Genomic DNA, 18424 nt, shown 5'->3' on the forward strand with positions numbered 1-18424 from the left:
AGGTCAGCGACAGTCGGGCGGCCAGCGCGCGGGCACCCTCGAGGGTGCCGAAGCTCCACCACGCCAGCCGGTCACCCTGGTGGCGGGCCATCTCGGCCAGCGCCCGACCGATGCCCTGGCGGCGGGCCGCCGGCACGACGAACAGCTGCACCGAGTTGTCGGCCAGGTCGACCTGGGCATAGCCCAGGACCGCCCCGTCCTGCCGGGCCAGCAGGTGCAGGCCCGGCAGTTGGCCGGCCAGGATCCGTTCGGCCTGTTCGTTCAGCGGGCTGACGCCGTCGGCGGCACGTGCCTGGTCGACCAGGGGGGTGAGCGTGGTGGCCAGCGCGGTGGAGTATTCCACCAGGGCGACGTCCCAGAGTTGTTGTTCAGCCATGCAGGCAGCTTAGGTGCCCCCCCAGTATCGGGCCCATTACTGTGGCGGCATGGAATTGCGCAGGCGGGTCGGGTGGCCGCGGTGGCTGGGTCATCGCGGCAGGGTCGCGGCCGGCCCCGCACCGGCCGACGCTGCGCCGGTCAGCGTCGAATCCGGCGCCCTCCACCCCGGCGACGCGCAGATGACCCGGGATCCGACGCCAGGGGCTGTGCAGGCACCGACTGGTCAGGAGTCCGGCGAGAACCCACCGGTGGACCCCAGTTCGGCGGGACGTGACCCGAGCGAGCAGGAACTGGACTCCGACGAGGTGCTGCTGGACGGGCCGCTGTACAGGCGCTCCCCCCAGGACCCGCGTCCGCTGGTGCCCCAGCCGGTGATCGCGATGCGGGCACGCTCCCACCTGAGGATGATCACCAGCGGTCTGGTCTTCGCGATCGTCGGCGCCATCTGCGTGGTGCTGTCCTCGGTGACCATGCTGCGACTGACCGACACCAGCCCGATCCTGCCGGCGGTGGGGAACCTGGGTGCCGTGGGCAACGCCCTGGTCGCGCTGATGCAGTGGCGGCTGTGGCGATTGGCGTTGAAGGAGTGGGAGGGCCTCAAGGACGTCGACCTGCACGCCTGGCTCGGGGTCTCCGCGAGCGGGACCTGGTTGGCAGTGGCCGGTGCCCTGGCCGTGCCCGCCTCGTCCTGGGTGATGCTGGACGTCTCGGCCCGCTCCGAGACGTCGTGGTGGCTCGCCCTGATCGGCACCATCTGCGTCATCGTCGGCACCGCCCTGGCGGGGGTGCACCGCTTCCACCCGGGCGGGCCCTCGGGGGTGCCCGCCCACATTCGCCGCAACCATGACCAGCACGCGGCCAGGCGCGGTGTTCCTACAGTTCGCGATTCGCGGTGAAGCGGTAGCCGACGTTGCGCACGGTGGTGATGTGGCCGTCGTGCTCGGGCGCCAGCTTGGCGCGCAGCCGCCGGATGTGCACGTCAACGGTGCGGGTGCCGCCGTAGTAGTCGTAGCCCCACACCTGGCTCAGCAGGTGCTCCCGGCTGAGCACGCGGCCGGGGTGGGACACCAGGTGCTTGAGCAGTTCGAACTCGGTGTAGGTCAGGTTCAGCGGCGCGCCGCCGGCGGTCACGGTGTAGGCGTCCTCGTCGATGACGATAGGGCCCTGGCTCAGCATGTTCGAGGCCGGCCCAGACGTGGTCAGCAGCCGCACGCGGGCATCGAACTCGGCGGCCGGGGCGCGGTCGACGACGAAGTCGTCGAAGCCCCAGGCACGTTGCAGCACCGCCAGCGTGGCCGTGCTGACCATCAACAGGATCGGCTGGTCGGCGCGGGCCCGGGCATGGACGCACAGGTCACGTCCCTGGGCGGGATCCTCACGGGCATCGACGAGCACCAGGTCGGCGTTGGGGGAGTGGTCGGCCGGCAGTTCGGTGCGGACGTCCAGGGTGTGGGGCAGCAGGGTGAGTGCGTCGGGAAGAGGGGCGGCGTCACCTCCCACCAGTACGACGATGCTTGCCATGCCGCACATTCTCGCAGATGCAGACCCCTGCCTCGGTGCGCGTCTGGCTACACTCACCAAGGTGAGCGGTGACTTCCCCGAGGACTGGTTTCGTCCGGGTCCCCCCGACGAGGGTGATCGGGACGCTGCTGGACCGTCCCCCTTCGCCGTCCGCCGTCCATCCGGGGAGACCGGCACCACGGAGACCGGCACCAAGAAGACCGGCCCCGAGGAGACCGACCCCGAGGGGGTCGGCGCCGAGCAGACCGCTGGTGAGCAGGTGTCCGAGGACGTGCCCGACCCGGTCGGCCCCGACCAGGCCCCGACCAGGTGGCGGCTGAAGGAGTCGGCAGCCGTCCCCGTGCTCACCTCGGCCCATGCCGCGCGCACCGTCGACCTGGACGACCTGCTGCCCAGCACCGAGCGCCGTGCCGTGATGCAGCGCCGGGTCTGGCTGGTGCTGGTCTCGGTGGTGCTGCTGGCGTTGGTTGCCGGGCTCGCCGGCGGTGCACTGATCCGCCGGGCGCTGGACGGCCGTCCCGTGGCCCCTCCCACCACCACCGCACCACTCACCAGCAGCGTCAACGGCACCGCCATGCAGCCGTGGACCGGCGACACCGCCGTGCTGCCCGCCACCAGCGCCACCGCCCGCTGCACCGCGCCGGCAGGGCGTGACGGCAGCGGCCAGTACGTCACCTATGACCCGGCCAACACCCTGGACGACCAGCTGGCGACGGCCTGGCGCTGCGACGGCAACGGCGTCAACCAGACCCTCGAGTTCACCTTCGCGCCGGGGTCGCAACTGGTCGGGGTGGGGATCGTCAATGGCTATGCCAAGGGTGAGGGCACGGCCTCGCTGTACGACCAGTACCGCCGGGTCGTCTCGGTGCGCTGGGACCTGCCCGACGGCAGTTGGTTCAGCCAGAACCTCAGCGAGAACAGTCGCTCGGTGCAGCAGTTGATGATCCCGCCGATGGCCGCCGACCGGGTCAGGCTCACCATCGTCGCCTCCACCTCACCGGGGATGCGCGGCGACCCCAGCCGCGACGCGGTGCTGCTGTCGACGGTTCGTTTCTTCACCAAGGCCTGAGCTGCGCCGGTGACTCAGCCGTCGGCCGAGTCGAGCAGCAGCGTCACCGGGCCGTCGTTGACCAGGTGCACCTGCATGTCGGCGCCGAAGACACCGGTCTCCACGTGGGCACCCAGCGCCCGGAGTTCGTCGCAGAAGGTCTCGAACAGGGGCTGGCTGACGGGACCGGGGGCGGCCGCCGACCAGCTCGGTCGGCGTCCCTTGCGGGTGTTCGCGTACAACGTGAACTGGCTGATCACCAGCAGGGGCGCCAACAGGTCACTGGCCGAGGTCTCCCCGGCGAGGATCCGCAGGCCCCACACCTTCTGGGCCAGCGCCCTGGCCTCGGTGGGGGAGTCGTCGTGGGTGATGCCCACCAACAGCACCAGTCCGGGGCCGGGCAGGGCACCGACCACCTCGTCATCGACCAGGACGTGTGCCTGGGCGGCACGTTGGACCACAATTCTCACCAGCACAGCCTAGGTGGCGCAGGCGGCGTCGACACCACGGGGTCGTCCCGGTGCCAGTCATCGCTAGACTGGGGGCCATGGCCGCTGGCATCTCGCTCGTGCTGATCATCGCAGTCGTCCTGATGGGGCTGTGCTTCATCGGTGCATTGATCCTGGTGCTGGTGGTGTCCGCCAAGAACAAGGGTTCGTGGACGCCGCCGCCGCGTGATGTCGACGGCCACCAGTACCCCGACCGCTGACGACACCCGAAATGCGAGACGATCATGGCCTTTGAAATTCCACCGGACCTGCCCAGCAGCCTGATGGGGGTCGCCTGGATGATCGGTCGCTGGGAGGGCAACGGCCACGGTCGCTGGCCCGGACAGGGTGACTTCGAATACGGGCAGACGGTGGACTTCACCCACAACGGCGGCGACTTCCTGCACTACGTGAGCCAGCTGTACACCACCGACGACCGCGGCGAGCCCGAGACCCCGATCACCATGGAGACCGGCTTCTGGCGTCCCAAGGCTGACGGCACCATCGAGGTCGTCCTGTCCAGTCCGGAGGGCTGGTCGGAGGTCTGGGCCGGCAAGATCGAGGGCGCCAAGATCGAACTGGTGACCGACGCGGTCATGCGGACCTCCACCGCCAGCGTCGAGTACACCGGCGGGCAGCGGCTCTACGGCTCGGTCGAGGGCGACCTGTTGTGGACCTTTGACCGGGCCACCACCGAGCAGCCCCTGCAGTCGCACCTGTGGGCACGTTTGAAGCGCATCTGATGGCCGTCGAGATTCTGGCCGGCCCCGACCAGGGCGCGGTCTGGCACCACGGCAGTCCCGTCTCCGAGCAGCGCGCCGTGCAGGCCGGCACCGCCGTGGTCGACCGTGGCCATCACGAGGTGCTCGAGGTGCGCGGGGCCGACCGGCTGACGCTGCTGCACGCCCTGACCACCCAGCAGACCGAGGGACTTGCACCGGGGACACCGATCAGCGGGCTGGTGCTCTCACCCCAGGGCCACATTGAGCACGGCTTCCGTGGGGTCGACGACGGCACCAGTTTCTGGGCCGTCACCGAACCCGGCGGCTCAGCCGGGCTGGCCGCGTTCCTGACCGGGATGACGTTCATGATGCGCGTCCAGACCATCGACCGCACCGCCGACTTCCGGTTGGTCTGGGCCGGCAGCCAGGTGCCAACCGGTGACGCGCTCGGCTGGGCGTCCGAGGTTGCCGGCGGCCGCGACGTGCTGCTGCCCCGCGACGCCGCCCTGCCGGAGGCAACCCCCGCGGGCACCTGGGCCTACGAAGCGCTGCGGATCGCCGCCGGGGTGCCGCGGATCGGCATCGACACCGACCACAAGACCATCCCCAACGAGATCGGGCTCTACGGCACCCACCTCGAGAAGGGCTGCTACCGCGGCCAGGAGACGGTGGCCAGGGTGCACAACCTGGGCCGTCCGCCGCGTCGCCTGACCCGGCTGCTGCTCGACGGATCGGTGGACACCCTGCCGCCGACCGGTTCTGAGGTGCACGCCGAGGGACGCGTGGTCGGGGTGATGGGCAGTTCGGCCCGGCACCACGAGGACGGCCCGATCGGCCTGGCCCTGGTCAAGCGCGGCGTCGCCGCCGACCAGACCCTGACGACGCTGGGCGATGACGGCACCGAGATCGCCGCCGGACAGGACCTGCTGGTCGACCCGGACGCCGGCCTGCACTTCCGGGCGAACCTGCGCTGAGCCGCGCAGGTCGCGACCAGGCCGCGGGCAGTACCTGAGCCACCAGGTGCTGGTACTTTCGACCGCCTGCCTGCGGCTGGCTGCAGCCCCGGTCGGCAGGCCCTAGGCTCAGGCCCGTGCCTGATCTGCAACCCATGAGCCCTGACAGTCCCCACCTGGTCGAGGTGGTGCGCGGTGACCTGGTGGAGTGCCTGCATCGCGCCCGCGTCGTGGTGACCGACGCCAACGGTGAGGTGCTGGCCAGCCTGGGGGACGTGACCAGCCCGATGTTCTCCCGCTCGTCGCTCAAACCGGTGCAGGCCATCGCCATGCTGCGCCACGGCCTCGACCTGGACGGCGAACTGCTGGCGCTGGCCGCCGCCTCGCACTCGGGCCAGGACATCCATCTGCGTGGCGTCCAGCAGATCCTGGACGGTGCGGGGCTGGGACCCGGCGACCTGCGCAACACCCCCGACCTGCCCCTGAACGAGGCCGCCCGCGCGGACTGGTTGCGTGCCGGTCGGGACGCCGAACCGCTGGCCCAGAACTGTTCGGGCAAGCATGCCGCGATGCTGCGCACCTGCGTGCGCGCCGGCTGGGACACGGCCAGTTACCTCGAGCCCGACCACCCGCTGCAGCAGGCCATCGCGGCCACCGTCGAGGAGTACTGCGGCGGTCACACCCCGGCCAGCATCGACGGCTGTGGGGCGCCGCTGTTCGCCACCCCGCTGCAGGGTCTGGCTGCGGCGTTCGGACGGCTCGCGGCCGCGGCCACCGGCGTCGAGCAACGCGTGGCCGACGCCTACCGCCAGCACCCGGAGTACGTCTCGGGGCAGGGCCGTGCTGACCTGTCGCTGCACCGCGCGGTGCCCGGCCTGGTCTGCAAGGAGGGCGCCGAGGGGTGCCTGGCCGTTGGCCTTCCCGATGGACGCGGGCTGGCGCTGAAGTTCGACGACGGCGCCACCCGGGGCAGTGTGCCCCTGGCCGCGACGATCTTGCAGGCGATGGTGGATGCTCCCGACGTGGCGGGGCTGGTGACCGCTCCGGTGCTGGGACATGGGCGTCCGGTCGGTGTGGTGCGCGTCCAGCCCGGGGCTCTGGACGAGTTGCTGGCCGCCGTGCGGGGATGATCCGTCCCGCGAGGGCGCGACTGGCGGGCCTCAGGCAGGCCCGGATCCCCCCACCTCCAACAGTTGCACCCAATACCAGCAGCTGCCCGCGCTTCGAAGCAGGGGCAACTGTCGCGTTGGGGTGCAGGTGGCTCGGACGGGGCTCGACCGTCGCACGGACGTGGGGGCAGGTGTCGCGTTGGGGTGCAGGTGGCTCGGACGGGGCTCGACCGGTGCACGGACGTGGGGGCAGGTGTCGCGTTGGGGTGCAGGTGGCTCGGACGGGGCTCGACCGGTGCATTCAAGCAGGGACAGCTGTCACGTGGTGGTGCAGGTGGCTCGGACGAGCTCAGGGGGTGTCCACCCCCGGCAGGGTTATCGTCCGGGTCGCCGCGATCGCGAAGGCGGCCTGCACCCGGGCGCGCAGGGCTGGGGGACGCCGCACCTCTTCATGACCCCAGCGCGCGAACACCCAGCCGAGCGCCTCCATCCCCTCCTGGCGCCGCTTCTCGCGCCGCACCACCGCCAGCGGGGACTCACCCGGACGTGACAGGATGCCGTACTTGTCCTGACCGTCGTACTCACCCAGAACCCCGAGTTCAGGCCAGGCGAAGTCGGCGTAGCCCAGGGTCGCTCCCGACCAGTCGGTGACGCGGTACTGCTGGACCGGTTCGGGCAGCCCCAGGGTGCGCATGGTCATCAGGCTGCGCGTCTCCATCGGGCTCTGGGACCAGGACGAGGCGAGCGACATGGCTTGGCGGGCGGTGGCGATGCCGCGGCGTCGGGCCAGAACGTCCAGTGCGTCACTGGCGGCGGCGTCGAAGTCAGCCAACGCGTTCGACGTGCGCGCCTGCCAGCGGGCGGACTCCCAGGCGACCAGCCCGGTCATCAACCCGCGCCATCGGGCCAGGTCAACCACCGTCCGGGCCCGGGTGGTGAGCCGCAGCCCGTCCAGGTCGACGACGTGGTGGTCGGGCAGGGGTGCGCTAGCGATCAGCCTCGTGCCGCGGACTTGCGATCGTCCGTGGCCGGGTCGTACCACCTGCACCAGTGTGGGCAGCCGGTCCAGCGGCAAGCCGTGCACCAGGGCGGCCGACTCCAGGGCCAGCACCTGGCCGGCACAGGCCGCCGCGCGGGCCAGGTGCAGTTCTTCAGCATCCAGCGGTGAGTCCAGGTAATGCCCGCGCATCACCCGGACCAGGTCCCCGGCTCCGACCATCCGGCTGATTGCTCGTGAGTCGAGGCCCTGCAGGTGCAGTTGGTGGGTGGGGATCAGATCCATGCCACCAGTGAAGCCAGCAGCCGGCGTCACGGGGACAGGAATCGGCAGGGTGTGGACAACTCCGGGTCCGTCCACAGGCCGCGCCGTCCCGCCCCCGCGCCGACCCGCATCCCCGGCAGTTATCCGCGAACACCACAGATACCCGCAAACGCCACAGCTGCCCCCGCTTCGAAGCAGGGGCAGCTGTGACGTAGTGGTGCAGGTGTCGGGTGAGGCGCCCGCTCAGGCCTGGACGATGGCCAGGGTGCCCACCGGCACCCGGTTGAACATCCACTCGGCGCCGGAGTAGTCGCGCAGGTTGATGCAGCCGTGGCTGCCACCGCGGGAATTGTTCCAGCCGATGGCAGCAAAGTCGGCCGAGTAGTGGAAGGCCTGTCCGCCCGAGAAGTACATCGAGAAGGGCATCGGCACCAGGTTGTACAGGTAGCTGACCTCGTCGCGCACCTTGCGGGTGATGCGCCAGTTCGCGTTGCGGGTCGGCGTGCTGGCGGCTCCGAACCGGGCGTCGAACTGCTTGACGACCTTGCCGTTCTCGAGGTACCACACCTTGCGGCGTGACTGGTCGGCGCAGATCACCTTCGCCTCGTCATCGCACTTGGAGTTGAGCTGGTACTTGACCACGTCGGGCACCACGACGGGCGGCGGAGTCGGCTTGGGGATCGGCTGGGCCACCTTGCGGGTGACCTTCTTCTGCTGCAGGGTCGGTGTCGCCGCCGCGCGATAGGCGGTCAGCAGGTGCTGGTAGGTGACGTCGTCCACGATGCCGGTGGCCGGGCTGATGCCACGCTGCTGCTGGAACTGCTTGACCGCCGCGGTGGTGGCCGGGTCGTAGGTGCCGGTGCGCTGGGTGAGGCGCAGCAGGCCGACGCGGAACAGCATCGCCTGGATTTCGTCCACCTTGGGGCCGGTGTCGCCGGGCTGGGCCTGGACGGTGACCACCGCGGGGACGGTGACCTCTGCCCGGGCATCCACGACGACGAACAGTGAGCCAGCGGCAAGCGCAAAGGCGGCGGCGATGGCCGTGAGTGCTCGGGCGGCCGGGGTTCGCACAGTACGCATGCCAGTGCCTTTCGTATCGCGAGTGACTACATCCTTACCCAGATACGTGTCAGCCGACGCATCGGTTGCATCATCCGGGCACAAATTTTGTGAACTCTCGCCTGTTGCTCAGGACTGCTTGGCCTTGTTGCGCAGCTTGGCGCGGTCGTTGCCGTTGAGGGCCACCTTGCGGATCCGCACGTCGGCCGGGGTGACCTCCAGGCACTCGTCGCCGGCGCAGTACTCCAGCGCCTGCTCCATGTTCAGCAGCTTCGGGGGGATCAACCGCTCGAGCTCGTCACCGGTGGCCGAGCGCACATTGGTGAGCTTCTTCTCCTTGGTGGGGTTGACGTCCATGTCGTCGGCGCGGGCGTTCTCGCCGACGATCATGCCCTCGTAGACGGCCGCACCGGGGCCGACGAACAGGGTGCCGCGCTCCTGCAGGTTGAACAAGGCGTAGGCGGTGACCACACCGGTCCGGTCGGCGACCAGTGAACCGGTGGGGCGGGTGCGGATCTCGCCGACCCACGGCTCGTAGGAGTCGAAGACGTGGTGCATCATGCCGGTGCCGCGGGTCTCGGTGAGGAACTCATTGCGGAAGCCGATCATGCCGCGGGCCGGGACGATGTACTCCAGCCGCACCCAGCCGGTGCCGTGGTTGACCATCTGCTCCAGGCGTCCGCGGCGCAGACCCATCAGCTGGGTGACCACGCCGAGGTAGTCCTCGGGGACGTCGACGGTGAGACGCTCGAACGGCTCGTGCAGCTTGCCGTCGATGACGCGGGTGACCACCTGCGGCTTGCCGACGGTCAACTCGAAGCCCTCACGGCGCATCATCTCGACCAGGATCGCCAACTGGAGCTCGCCTCGTCCCTGCACCTCCCAGGTGTCGGGACGTTCGGTGGTGTTGACCCGGATCGACACGTTGCCGATCAGTTCCTGGTCGAGGCGGGCCTTGACCAGGCGGGCGGTCAGCAGCTTGCCCGAACGCCCGGCCAGCGGCGAGGTGTTGATACCGATGGTCATCGAGATGGACGGCTCGTCGACGTTGATCAGCGGCAGCGGCTTGGGGTTGTTGGGGTCCGACAGGGTCTCGCCAATGGTGATGTCGGCGATGCCGGCGATGGCGACGATGTCACCGGGGCCGGCCTTGTCGGCCTGCTTGCGCTCCAGGGCGTCGGTCATCAACAGTTCGGACAGGCGCACGTTGACGACGGTGCCGTCCGACTTGCACCAGGCCACGGTCTGGCCGCGGACGATCTCGCCCTCGATGATGCGGCACAGCGCCAGCCGGCCGAGGTAGGGCGAGGAGTCCAGGTTGGTGACGTGGGCCTGCAGCGGGGCGCCCTCGGTGTACTTGGGGGCCGGGATGGTCTCCATGATGGTCTCGAACAGCGGCTCGAGGTTGGCCTCCTCGGGCATCTCGCCATTGGCGGGCTGGGTGCGCGAGGCGCGCCCGGCCTTGGCCGAGGCGAAGACGACGGGGAAGTCCAGCACCTGGGAGTTGTCCTCGTCGACCAGGTCCATGAACAGTTCGTAGGTCTCGTCGATGACCTCGGTGATGCGGGCGTCGGGACGGTCGACCTTGTTGACCACCACGATGATCGGCAGTTGCTTCTCCAGCGCCTTGCGCAGCACGAAGCGGGTCTGGGGCAGCGGCCCCTCCGAGGCGTCCACCAGCAGGACGACGCCGTCGACCATCTCGAGGCCGCGCTCCACCTCGCCACCGAAGTCGGCGTGACCGGGGGTGTCGATGATGTTGATGGTGACCAGGTCGCCGTTGATGACGTGCTTGACGGCGGTGTTCTTCGCGAGGATCGTGATGCCCTTCTCGCGCTCCAGGTCCATCGAGTCCATCACCCGGTTGTCGATGTCGGCACCTTCACGGAAGGCTCCGGACTGCCACAGCATGGCGTCCACCATGGTGGTCTTGCCGTGGTCGACGTGGGCGACGATGGCGACATTTCGCAGGTCATTGCGTACGGGCATGCGGGGTGGCTTTCGCGTGGGGGACGCCAGAGCAGGACTACTTCTGGCAGGTGGCCCCGGACCCCAGGCGCGCGCGTTGCGGCAGCGTCCGTTGAGTCTTGGACGTGTCGAGTCTACGGCCCAGCGGCCAACCGCTCACAATCGAGTGCATCGTGGCCTGCTGGCTGAAGTAGGCTTCAGCCACCGTCCAGTGCCAACGAAAGGGCCGCTTTTCCATGTCTCCGCACCGTCCGCGCCCCGGCCGGGGCGTCGGCGACGAGGGCCAGGACGAGGGGCGCCGGCCGGTGGACGATCCCACGGTGCGACCCGCCTCGGCGGGCGGTCCGCGCCGCGGCGTCGACGGGACCCATCAGCCCGGTCAGGTGGCGCCCCGGCGCGGACGCGGCCCCTCGCGGGCCGACGAGAGCGGGTCGACCCCACCGGTGCGACCGTGGGCGATGCGCGGACTCGCCTCGCGGGGAGTGGCTGCCGAGGACGCCGCAGCGGCGGCCGCTGGCGATCCGGACGGTGATGCCGACCGTGATGCCGACACCGAGGAACTGCCTCGCCGCTTCCGCACGGCCCGCGGTCTGGAGGCGGTCGGCGACCCCGCCGACACGCCGACCGGGGCTGATCAGGGGGGCGAGCGGCGCCCGCGGCGCCACCTTGCTGCGCTGAAGCAGCCGGGACCGGAGCGTGCCCCCGAGCCGGAACAGGTTCCGGAAGCCCGACCTGGGTCCGCACCGGAAACCGGGTCCGCACCGGAAACCGGGCCCGAGCCGGAAACCGGGTCCGCACCGGAAACGGGGCCCGAACCCGAGCCAGCACTCGAACGAGCACCCGAGCCCCAGCCCGAGCCGGCACCCGAACCGGCGTCGCCGTCCTCACCGGACGCCGCCTGGATTCCGGTCACCGAGACCCCGGTGCCGCCGCCTCCTCCCCGTGACCTGGCGCGTCACCGCCAGGCGATGCTCACCACCGCCAGCGCCGACCCGGTCAGCGGGGACTCGCCCTCGCTGCGCCGCGCGCTGCTGCACCACGAGCCGGAAACCCTTGGCGCCCGGCTCAAGCGGCTGTTGGCCGGGGGGCCGAGGTACTCGCGTGTCCGGGGTGACATCGAGGGGCTGCGGGCGATCGCGGTGCTGTGGGTGCTCTGCTACCACCTCGGGGTCCCCGGTTTTCGCGGCGGCTTCAGCGGCGTCGACGTCTTCTTCGTCATCTCCGGTTTCCTGATCACCTCCCAGTTGGTCGCCCCGGTGCGCCAGGGGTCGGTCCCCCAACTGTTGGCCTTCTACGCCAACCGGGTGCGCCGACTGGTGCCGGCGGCCACGCTGGTGCTGCTGTTCACCGCGGTTGCCGGCTGGCTGGTCCTGCCGTCCTCGCAGTGGCGCGACCTTGGCCAGGACATCCTGGGCTCCGCGTTCTACGTGATCAACTGGTCGTTGGCGGCCCGGTCGGTCGACTACCTGGCCGCTCCTGCGTCCGCGTCGCCGGTGCAGCACTACTGGTCGCTGGCCGTCGAGGAGCAGTTCTACCTGGTCTGGCCGTTGCTGGTGATCGGCTGCGTGCTGCTCGCCCGGCTGCTCCGGGCCAAACCCATCGGATTGCTCACCGGGGCGCTGGTGGCGGTGGTGGTCGGTTCCTTCTGGTGGTCGGTGCACTACACCGCCACCCACCCGGCCGAGGCCTACTTCGTCTCGACGACCCGCTTCTGGCAGATCGGCGCCGGGGGGCTGCTGGCCCTGGCCGCGCCGTGGCTGCAGGGACGAGTGCTGGGCCGGCGGGCTCGCACCATCGTGGCCGGGGTGGCCGGTCTGGGCACGCTGACGGTGCTGGCCGCCGGCTTCGTGCTGACCGCCACCATTGCCTGGCCCGGGTACGCCGCCCTGCTGCCGGTCCTCGGCACGCTGATGGTGCTGGCGGCCGGGGTCACCGACGGCGACAATCCCGTCGGCCGGATGCTCGGCGTCGCCCCGCTGCGGTTCCTGGGGGCCATCTCGTACGCGCTGTACCTGTGGCACTGGCCGCTGATCATCCTTGCGCGGTCGTTGTGGACCACGCCCACCCAGCCCCAGTTGGGGTGGGGGGTCCGGCTGGGCGTGGCCGCTGTCGCGATCGGACTGGCCTGGCTGACCGGCAAGGTCCTGGAGACCCCGATCCGCTTCGGCAACCTGCGCAGCTGGCAGGGCACCCGAGCCTTCCGCAACGCACTGGTGGCCATGCTGGTGCCCGGACTGGTGGGCGCCGCGGTCTGGGCGCGGGCGCCGCAGTTCCAGGGCACCGTGGTGAAGCCGCTGCCGACCCTGAGCACCGCCACGGTGGCCAGCACCTCGCAGACGCCGGTGGCGCCCTCGCTGGGGCCGGTCACCGGCGCCTACATCGGAGCCCTCAGCCTGGTTGCCGACGCCGGCGCGCCGGGGGTGCCGCAACTGCGGACGAACCTGGCCCCGGCCCTGGCCATCACCACACCGGTGCAGCCGTCGCCGGCCGTGGCCGACCAGGACCTGCCGCCCAGCTACGAGACCGGCTGCCAGCGGTCCCGCAACCAGGCCACGGTGGTCGGCAAGGACGACTGCATCTCGGGTGACCGGTCGGGGTCGGTGCGGGTGGCGCTGGTGGGCGACTCCAAGATCGACCAGTGGCAGCCCGCCGTCGACGTGATCGGGCAGCGGCACGGCTGGCGGGTGCAAAACCTGTCGAAGTCGGGGTGCGCGTTCACCTCCAAGGACCAGTACGTGCAGTGCAACCAGTACAACGCCAGCCTGCTGAACGCGTTGCTGAGTGTGCCCCCCGACCTGGTCATCACCAGTTCGCTGATGTTCGTGCCCGACTCGGCCAGCGGCATGGCTGACTACCTGACCCAGTTGCAGGCCCGCGGCACCAAGGTGGTGATCATCGCCGACACCCCCGCCCCGCCGAACGAGACCTCGGTCTACACCTGCGCCGAGAAGACCGACGACCTGACCGAGTGCGAGTTCCCCGCCAACCAGGGCACCGGCACCGACCAGCTGGTGGAGGTGCACGAACGGCTCACCGATGCCGAGATGATCAACCTGAACCAGTGGATCTGCCCGCCGGGACGAGCCACCTGCCCGGTCGTGGTGGGAAACGTCTTCGTCTACCGCCAGACCAGCCACCTGAGCAACACCTACGTGCAGACGATGACGCCGTTGCTGGAGCGCCAGCTGGTGGCCGCCGGGGTCCTGAGGGCATCGACCATGCCGCTGCAGCCCTGAGCGTCTGGATAGAGTGAGCCCCATGGCCGGACCTGAGACCCACCCCAACCTGATGGCGGCAGCCAGCGGCGCCCCGACCCGCCTGCCCGACGACCCCGCCGTGGACGCCCTGATCGACCGCGGTCGTGATGCGTTCTACCAGGTGCTGCGGGAGAACCCCGCCTCGTCGATGGCGTGGGCCATCCTGGCCGAGGGGTCGCTGCTGTCCGGTTCGGAGGCCGCCGACATTGCCGCCTACGCCTATGCGCGCACCGGCTACCACCGTGGCCTGGACACCCTGCGCCGGTCGGGCTGGAAGGGTGCCGGGCCCATCCCGTGGGACCACGAACCGAACCAGGGGTTCCTGCGGTGCCTGTGGGCGCTGACCCTGGCCGCCGAGCGGATCGGTGACGACGAGGAGGCCACCCGCTGCGCCCAGTTCCTGCGCGACTCCTCCGAAGAGGCCTACCAGGAACTCAGCCAGGACGACTTCCGGCGTGCACCCCACCAGGACGAGCACCAGCCCGAGGCCTGAGGGCACGGTGACGGGCGGGTAACGATCGGCGCCCAGCCTGCGGCCGTGGCCGAACCGATGCTGCCCGCAGTCCTAGAGTGGAGCGGCACGTCACCTAGCGAAAGGACGTCGGGATGCCCGGAATTGTCGTGGTCGGAGCCCAGTGGGGCGACGAAGGCAAGGGAAAGGCCACCGACAACCTCGGTGACCGCGTTGACTACTGCGTCCGCTTCTCGGGCGGCAACAACGCCGGTCACACGATCAAGGTTGGCGGCGACACCTTCATCCTGCACCTGCTGCCGTCCGGCATCCTGAACCCCGGCACCATCACGGTGCTCGGCAACGGCGTGGTCATCGACCTGGACGTGTTCAAGCAGGAACTCGACGCGCTCGCCGCCCGCGGTGTCGACGTGCCGCACCCGCTGGTCTCGGCCAACGCGCACATCATCACCCCCTACCACACCACCCTGGACAAGGTCACCGAACGCTTCCTGGGCAAGCGCAAGATCGGCACCACCGGACGCGGCGTTGGCCCGGCCTACGCCGACAAGGTCAACCGGGTCGGTATCCGCGTCCAGGACCTGTTCGACGAGTCGATCCTGCGCCAGAAGGTCGAGGCCAGCCTCGACAGCAAGAACCAGACCCTGGTCAAGCTGTTCAACCGCCGCGAGATCGACCCGATCCAGGTCACCGAACTGCTGCTGAGCCACGCCGACGCGCTGCGTCCGCACGTGGTCGACAGCGCCCGGGTGCTGAACGAGGCCCTCGACCAGGGCAAGGTGGTCCTGTTCGAGGGTGCCCAGGCCAGCCACCTCGACGTCGACCACGGCACCTACCCCTACGTCACCTCCTCCAGCCCCACCGCGGCCGGAGCCTGCACCGGCACCGGGGTGGGCCCGACCCGGATCGACCGCGTGGTCGGCATCGCCAAGGCCTACACCACCCGTGTCGGCGAGGGCCCCTTCCCGACCGAACTGTTCGACCAGGACGGCGAGGCGCTGCGGGAGAAGGGCCACGAGTACGGTGCCACCACCGGACGCAAGCGCCGCTGCGGTTGGTTCGACGCGGTGCTGGTCGAACACGCCGTGATGATCAACTCGTTCACCGATGTCTTCCTCACCAAGCTCGACATCCTGTCGGGGTGGAAGAAGATTCCGGTCTGCGTCGCCTACGACGTCTTCGGCACCCGCCACGAGACCATGCCGATGAGCCAGTCCGAACTGCACCACGCCACCCCCATCTATGAGTACCTGGACGGCTGGGACGAGGACATCTCGGAGGCGCGCACCTTCGAGGAGCTGCCCGAGAACTGCAAGAAGTACGTGCACTTCCTCGAGCAGAAGATCAACTGCCGCATCTCGGGGATCGGGGTGGGTCCCGGCCGGGACCAGACCATCGTGATCAACGACTTGCTCAGCTGATCCCGCTCGCGCCGCTCGCGCGGTGGTGCCACAGCGAGCAACCGTCACCAAGCAACCGTCACCTGCAGCGGTGAGGGCCTCCTGCAGCGTGTGAAGCCTTGCAGGAGGCCCTCAGCGTTGCAGCTGTTCTCTGGGGTGTTGCTCCAGTGCGGGCAGTCGTAGGCTGGACCCCGAGAGCCACCGTCGGCTCGAAGGGAGAATCAGCATGGGGTCAACCATTCGCAGGTCTCGTCGTGGACTGCCCAGGAGCCCCCTCGGGCGTGCCGCGCTGGCGGTGGCAGCCACCGCGGAACTGACGGCCAAGGTGTTCATGCTCATCGAGGTCTTCCGTCGTCCCCGGGAGGAACTGCTCGGGCCCCGGTGGGCCTGGGTGCTGGCCGCGTTCGTGAACACGCTGGGGCCCGCGGCCTGGTTCGGGTGGGGACGAAAGCAGCGCCCCGACCAGCGGTGAGGCCGGTGGGTTGACCAGGTGCTGACCGGGTCGGCCCGGTCAGCACCGACGTGGGACCGCCCCTCAGTGCTGCGTGATGCGTTCCAGCAGGGCCTCGTGAAGTTCTGGGGTGGCGGACGCGATGCCGGTACCCCCATGAATCGTGGGTTCGCCGTTCAGGTCGGTGAACACCGCCCCGGCCTCGGACATGATGACCGGCATCGGGGCGACATCGAAGGGCAGCACGTTGAAGTCGACCATCGACTCGGCCTGGCCGGTGGCGACCAGCAAGTACCCGAAGGCGTCGCCCCAGGTGCGCACCACGGTGCCGTCTCGTTGCAGTGAGTCGACCAGGGCGAGCGGCCAGTCCTCCAGCCAGCTCGCCATCACGTAGGCGCCGTCCAGGTCCGTCTTCCGCGAGGCGCGCACGCGTCGTCCGGTCTGGTCGAAGCAGCCCTTGCCGCGTTGGGCGTAGACCATCTGCCCGGATGCGGGACAGGCGATGGCGCCGAACTCGATGCCGTCGCTGGACTCATAGGCCAGCAGGATCGACCACAACGGCACGCCGTGGATGAATGACTTGGTGCCATCGATCGGATCGGCGATCCAGCGACCCCCGGACGTGCTGGCCGTCTCGGGAAACTCCTCACCCAGGAAGCCGTCCTCGGGGAACAGGGCGCCGAGTTCGGCGCGCAGGAAGCCCTCCAGGTCGCGATCGGCGGCCGTGACCGGGGAGCCGTCGTCCTTGTTCTCGACCTCCAGGGACGTCTGGGTGAACCAGTCCATCCCCCGCTGCGCCGTGGCTCTCAGCACCGACAGGGCGGACTCGTAACGCTCGTCAACAGTCATCTCAGGCCTCCACGACCAGGTCGGGCCACTCGAGGTCGAGGGCCAGGTGTGCTTCCAGGAACTCCGCGATGTCGAGCAGGCGCCAGTCGTCACGTCGCCGGGCGGCCAGCTGCAGCCCGATGGGCATGCCGTCGCCGCCCACACCCATCGGGATGCTGATCGCCGGCTGCCCGGTCTGGTTCCACCAGGCCGTGTAGTTGCAGTGGTGCAGCAGCGAGCGGGACGCGTCGGGGCCGAAGTCCTCGGCGGCGAAGGTGTGCTCACCCATGACCGGTGAGACGACCAGGTCGAACTCGGACGCGGTCGTGAGCAGCTGGCCCGCGCGAGCCGAGAGGTGCTCGAAGTCACGGTAGTAGTCGACCGCCGACAGGTCAGGACCGTCGGCCAGCCAGTCGCGGACCTGCGGCAACAGGTGGCGCTGTCGCGCCGGGTCGACGGCGGCGACCTCGGCCCGACCGCGCACCATCAGGCATCTGTCCAGCGCCTCGAAGTCCTGTTCGCTCACACCGAGGGTGTAGTCGACCAACTCGGCGCCGTGTCCGGCCAGCAGGTCGACGGCGCTGCGGAACAGGCGCGCGGTGTCCTCGTTCATGCGGGGGCCATAGCCCGGCCACTCCATGACGCCGATGCGCAGCCCGCTCACGTCGTCGGGTCGATGACGCGTGCTGCCGACGGCCACGTCATAACCAAAGGACAGCTGGTCGGAGGTGTCGGTGCGGGAGACCACCTCGAACAGGGTGCGGACGTCGGCCACGGTGCGCGCCATCGGACCAGCCGAGCGCCAGGTGCTCGCCGAGGCGTAGGGCAAGGTGTTCTGGGTGGGCTTCAGCGCCGCGATGCCGCAATGCGCTGCCGGCAGCCGGACGCTGCCAGCGATGTCGGTGCCAATGCCTGCCACGGTCACGCCAGCCGCGATGGAGGCACCGGCACCCGAACTCGACCCGCCGGGGCTCTGGCTGCGGTTCCACGGGTTGCGCACCACCGGGAACTGGGAGCCCAGGCCGGAGGCCAGCAGGCCCATCTCGGACATGGTGGTCTTGCCGACGATGATGGCGCCGGCCTCCCGCAGACGTTGCACCGGGGCGGAGTCGAATCCGGACACGGCACCGGTGGCCATCGCGGTGCCGTGCCACCGGGGAAGACCGGTCACGTGCAGGCTGTCCTTGACGCTGAGCGGCACCCCGAACAATGGTTTGCCGTCGGGTCCCGCGGCGACCACCTCCGCCGCGGCATCGGCCAGGTCGGGGCTCACGCAGGTGAAGGCACTCAGGTGGTCGGTGGCCAGCTCTGCCGCTCGGCCCGCAGTCACCGCCTCGGACACCACCGCCGCCGGGTCGGCGCGGAACAGCTGCTGCAGGTCGCTGACGGACGTGGGACGCACGGACATGGATTCCCCAAATGCTGGACGGCTTGAGCACAACAATCACACGGTCGAGATTGCTCACAACTCCGATCAGGCTAACAGCGCCTGACGATGTTCGGGCGGTG

At 69.9% G+C, this 18424-nt stretch carries 18 protein-coding genes; 10 read left to right on the plus strand and 8 right to left on the minus strand.

The annotated features are described in order from the left end of the window. A partial coding sequence (locus tag IPV09_RS11670) for a GNAT family N-acetyltransferase (RefSeq protein ID WP_207475430.1) occupies positions 1-376 on the minus strand: 376 nt, incomplete at its 3' end. Between the two features lie 49 nt (positions 377-425). On the opposite strand from IPV09_RS11670, the gene IPV09_RS11675 reads away from it, so the two are divergent. Further along, a complete protein-coding gene (locus IPV09_RS11675) occupies positions 426-1274 on the plus strand; it encodes a hypothetical protein (RefSeq protein ID WP_207475431.1) in 849 nt (282 codons plus the stop codon). On the opposite strand, the gene IPV09_RS11680 is transcribed toward IPV09_RS11675, so the two are convergent. Next, positions 1252-1899, minus strand: coding sequence for a response regulator transcription factor (locus tag IPV09_RS11680; protein WP_207475432.1), 648 nt, complete (start codon positions 1897-1899; stop codon positions 1252-1254). The two genes, IPV09_RS11675 and IPV09_RS11680, sit on opposite strands and share 23 nt — an antisense overlap. Before the next feature lie 61 nt (positions 1900-1960). Here IPV09_RS11680 and IPV09_RS11685 point away from each other — a divergent pair, with 61 nt between their 5' ends. After that, complete coding sequence (locus IPV09_RS11685) at positions 1961-2968, plus strand: hypothetical protein (protein WP_207475433.1); 1008 nt, start codon at positions 1961-1963, stop codon at positions 2966-2968. Positions 2969-2982: 14 nt separating this feature from the next. On the opposite strand, the gene dtd is transcribed toward IPV09_RS11685, so the two are convergent. Then, a complete protein-coding gene (gene dtd, locus IPV09_RS11690; protein ID WP_207475434.1) occupies positions 2983-3417 on the minus strand; it encodes a D-aminoacyl-tRNA deacylase in 435 nt (144 codons plus the stop codon). Between the two features lie 77 nt (positions 3418-3494). Here dtd and IPV09_RS11695 point away from each other — a divergent pair, with 77 nt between their 5' ends. From IPV09_RS11695 to IPV09_RS11710, 4 genes are all read left to right on the plus strand, one after another. Next, positions 3495-3656, plus strand: coding sequence for a hypothetical protein (locus tag IPV09_RS11695; RefSeq protein WP_207475435.1), 162 nt, complete (start codon positions 3495-3497; stop codon positions 3654-3656). 24 nt (positions 3657-3680) lie between these two features. Next, on the plus strand, positions 3681-4178 hold the full coding sequence (locus IPV09_RS11700; protein WP_207475436.1) for an FABP family protein: 498 nt from the start codon (positions 3681-3683) through the stop codon (positions 4176-4178). Beyond that, a complete protein-coding gene (locus tag IPV09_RS11705; RefSeq protein WP_207475437.1) occupies positions 4178-5131 on the plus strand; it encodes a folate-binding protein YgfZ in 954 nt (317 codons plus the stop codon). Before IPV09_RS11700 ends, IPV09_RS11705 begins: the two co-directional genes overlap by 1 nt. Positions 5132-5247: 116 nt before the next feature. Beyond that, positions 5248-6240, plus strand: coding sequence for an asparaginase (locus tag IPV09_RS11710; protein WP_370590305.1), 993 nt, complete (start codon positions 5248-5250; stop codon positions 6238-6240). Positions 6241-6568: 328 nt separating this feature from the next. Here the strand turns inward: IPV09_RS11710 and IPV09_RS11715 are convergent, their stop codons facing one another. The 3 genes from IPV09_RS11715 to typA form a co-directional block, all read right to left on the minus strand. Further along, a complete protein-coding gene (locus IPV09_RS11715; protein ID WP_207475438.1) occupies positions 6569-7501 on the minus strand; it encodes a hypothetical protein in 933 nt (310 codons plus the stop codon). A gap of 222 nt (positions 7502-7723) precedes the next feature. Beyond that, positions 7724-8560: a L,D-transpeptidase family protein gene (locus IPV09_RS11720; protein WP_207475439.1), complete on the minus strand. Its 837-nt coding sequence runs from the start codon at positions 8558-8560 to the stop codon at positions 7724-7726. 108 nt (positions 8561-8668) lie between these two features. Beyond that, positions 8669-10528, minus strand: a complete 1860-nt coding sequence (gene typA, locus IPV09_RS11725) for a translational GTPase TypA (protein WP_207475440.1) — start codon at positions 10526-10528, stop codon at positions 8669-8671. A gap of 215 nt (positions 10529-10743) precedes the next feature. On the opposite strand from typA, the gene IPV09_RS11730 reads away from it, so the two are divergent. The 4 genes from IPV09_RS11730 to IPV09_RS11745 all read left to right on the plus strand — a co-directional run bounded on the left by IPV09_RS11730 (position 10744) and on the right by IPV09_RS11745 (position 16108). Then, positions 10744-13743 carry an acyltransferase family protein gene (locus IPV09_RS11730; protein WP_207475441.1) on the plus strand — a complete coding sequence of 1000 codons (3000 nt, stop codon included), beginning with the start codon at positions 10744-10746 and terminating at the stop codon, positions 13741-13743. A gap of 22 nt (positions 13744-13765) precedes the next feature. After that, complete coding sequence (locus tag IPV09_RS11735) at positions 13766-14257, plus strand: DUF3151 domain-containing protein (protein ID WP_242681557.1); 492 nt, start codon at positions 13766-13768, stop codon at positions 14255-14257. A 113-nt stretch (positions 14258-14370) separates the two neighbouring features. Further along, positions 14371-15657 carry an adenylosuccinate synthase gene (locus IPV09_RS11740; protein WP_207475442.1) on the plus strand — a complete coding sequence of 429 codons (1287 nt, stop codon included), beginning with the start codon at positions 14371-14373 and terminating at the stop codon, positions 15655-15657. A gap of 205 nt (positions 15658-15862) precedes the next feature. Next, a complete protein-coding gene (locus IPV09_RS11745; protein WP_207475443.1) occupies positions 15863-16108 on the plus strand; it encodes a PLD nuclease N-terminal domain-containing protein in 246 nt (81 codons plus the stop codon). 63 nt (positions 16109-16171) lie between these two features. Here IPV09_RS11745 and IPV09_RS11750 read toward each other — a convergent pair whose 3' ends face one another. Together IPV09_RS11750 and IPV09_RS11755 are read right to left on the minus strand one after the other, a co-directional pair. After that, complete coding sequence (locus IPV09_RS11750; protein ID WP_207475444.1) at positions 16172-16936, minus strand: inositol monophosphatase family protein; 765 nt, start codon at positions 16934-16936, stop codon at positions 16172-16174. A gap of 1 nt (position 16937) precedes the next feature. Then, a complete protein-coding gene (locus tag IPV09_RS11755) occupies positions 16938-18323 on the minus strand; it encodes an amidase (protein ID WP_207475445.1) in 1386 nt (461 codons plus the stop codon). Between the last annotated feature and the right edge of the window lie 101 nt (positions 18324-18424).

The organism is Tessaracoccus sp. SD287, from assembly GCF_017355265.1.
Taxonomy (GTDB): Bacteria; Actinomycetota; Actinomycetes; order Propionibacteriales; family Propionibacteriaceae; genus Aestuariimicrobium.

Coding starts and splice junctions, on each gene's coding strand:
- IPV09_RS11705 (WP_207475437.1), top strand. CDS start 4,178: ATGGCCGTCGAGATTCTGGCCGGCCCCGACCAGGGCGCGGTCTGGCAC.
- IPV09_RS11745 (WP_207475443.1), top strand. CDS start 15,863: ATGGGGTCAACCATTCGCAGGTCTCGTCGTGGACTGCCCAGGAGCCCC.
- IPV09_RS11730 (WP_207475441.1), top strand. CDS start 10,744: ATGTCTCCGCACCGTCCGCGCCCCGGCCGGGGCGTCGGCGACGAGGGC.
- IPV09_RS11755 (WP_207475445.1), bottom strand. CDS start 18,323: ATGTCCGTGCGTCCCACGTCCGTCAGCGACCTGCAGCAGCTGTTCCGC.
- IPV09_RS11700 (WP_207475436.1), top strand. CDS start 3,681: ATGGCCTTTGAAATTCCACCGGACCTGCCCAGCAGCCTGATGGGGGTC.
- IPV09_RS11740 (WP_207475442.1), top strand. CDS start 14,371: ATGCCCGGAATTGTCGTGGTCGGAGCCCAGTGGGGCGACGAAGGCAAG.
- IPV09_RS11750 (WP_207475444.1), bottom strand. CDS start 16,936: ATGACTGTTGACGAGCGTTACGAGTCCGCCCTGTCGGTGCTGAGAGCC.
- typA (WP_207475440.1), bottom strand. CDS start 10,528: ATGCCCGTACGCAATGACCTGCGAAATGTCGCCATCGTCGCCCACGTC.
- IPV09_RS11695 (WP_207475435.1), top strand. CDS start 3,495: ATGGCCGCTGGCATCTCGCTCGTGCTGATCATCGCAGTCGTCCTGATG.
- IPV09_RS11675 (WP_207475431.1), top strand. CDS start 426: ATGGAATTGCGCAGGCGGGTCGGGTGGCCGCGGTGGCTGGGTCATCGC.
- IPV09_RS11735 (WP_242681557.1), top strand. CDS start 13,766: ATGGCCGGACCTGAGACCCACCCCAACCTGATGGCGGCAGCCAGCGGC.
- IPV09_RS11680 (WP_207475432.1), bottom strand. CDS start 1,899: ATGGCAAGCATCGTCGTACTGGTGGGAGGTGACGCCGCCCCTCTTCCC.
- IPV09_RS11720 (WP_207475439.1), bottom strand. CDS start 8,560: ATGCGTACTGTGCGAACCCCGGCCGCCCGAGCACTCACGGCCATCGCC.
- IPV09_RS11715 (WP_207475438.1), bottom strand. CDS start 7,501: ATGGATCTGATCCCCACCCACCAACTGCACCTGCAGGGCCTCGACTCA.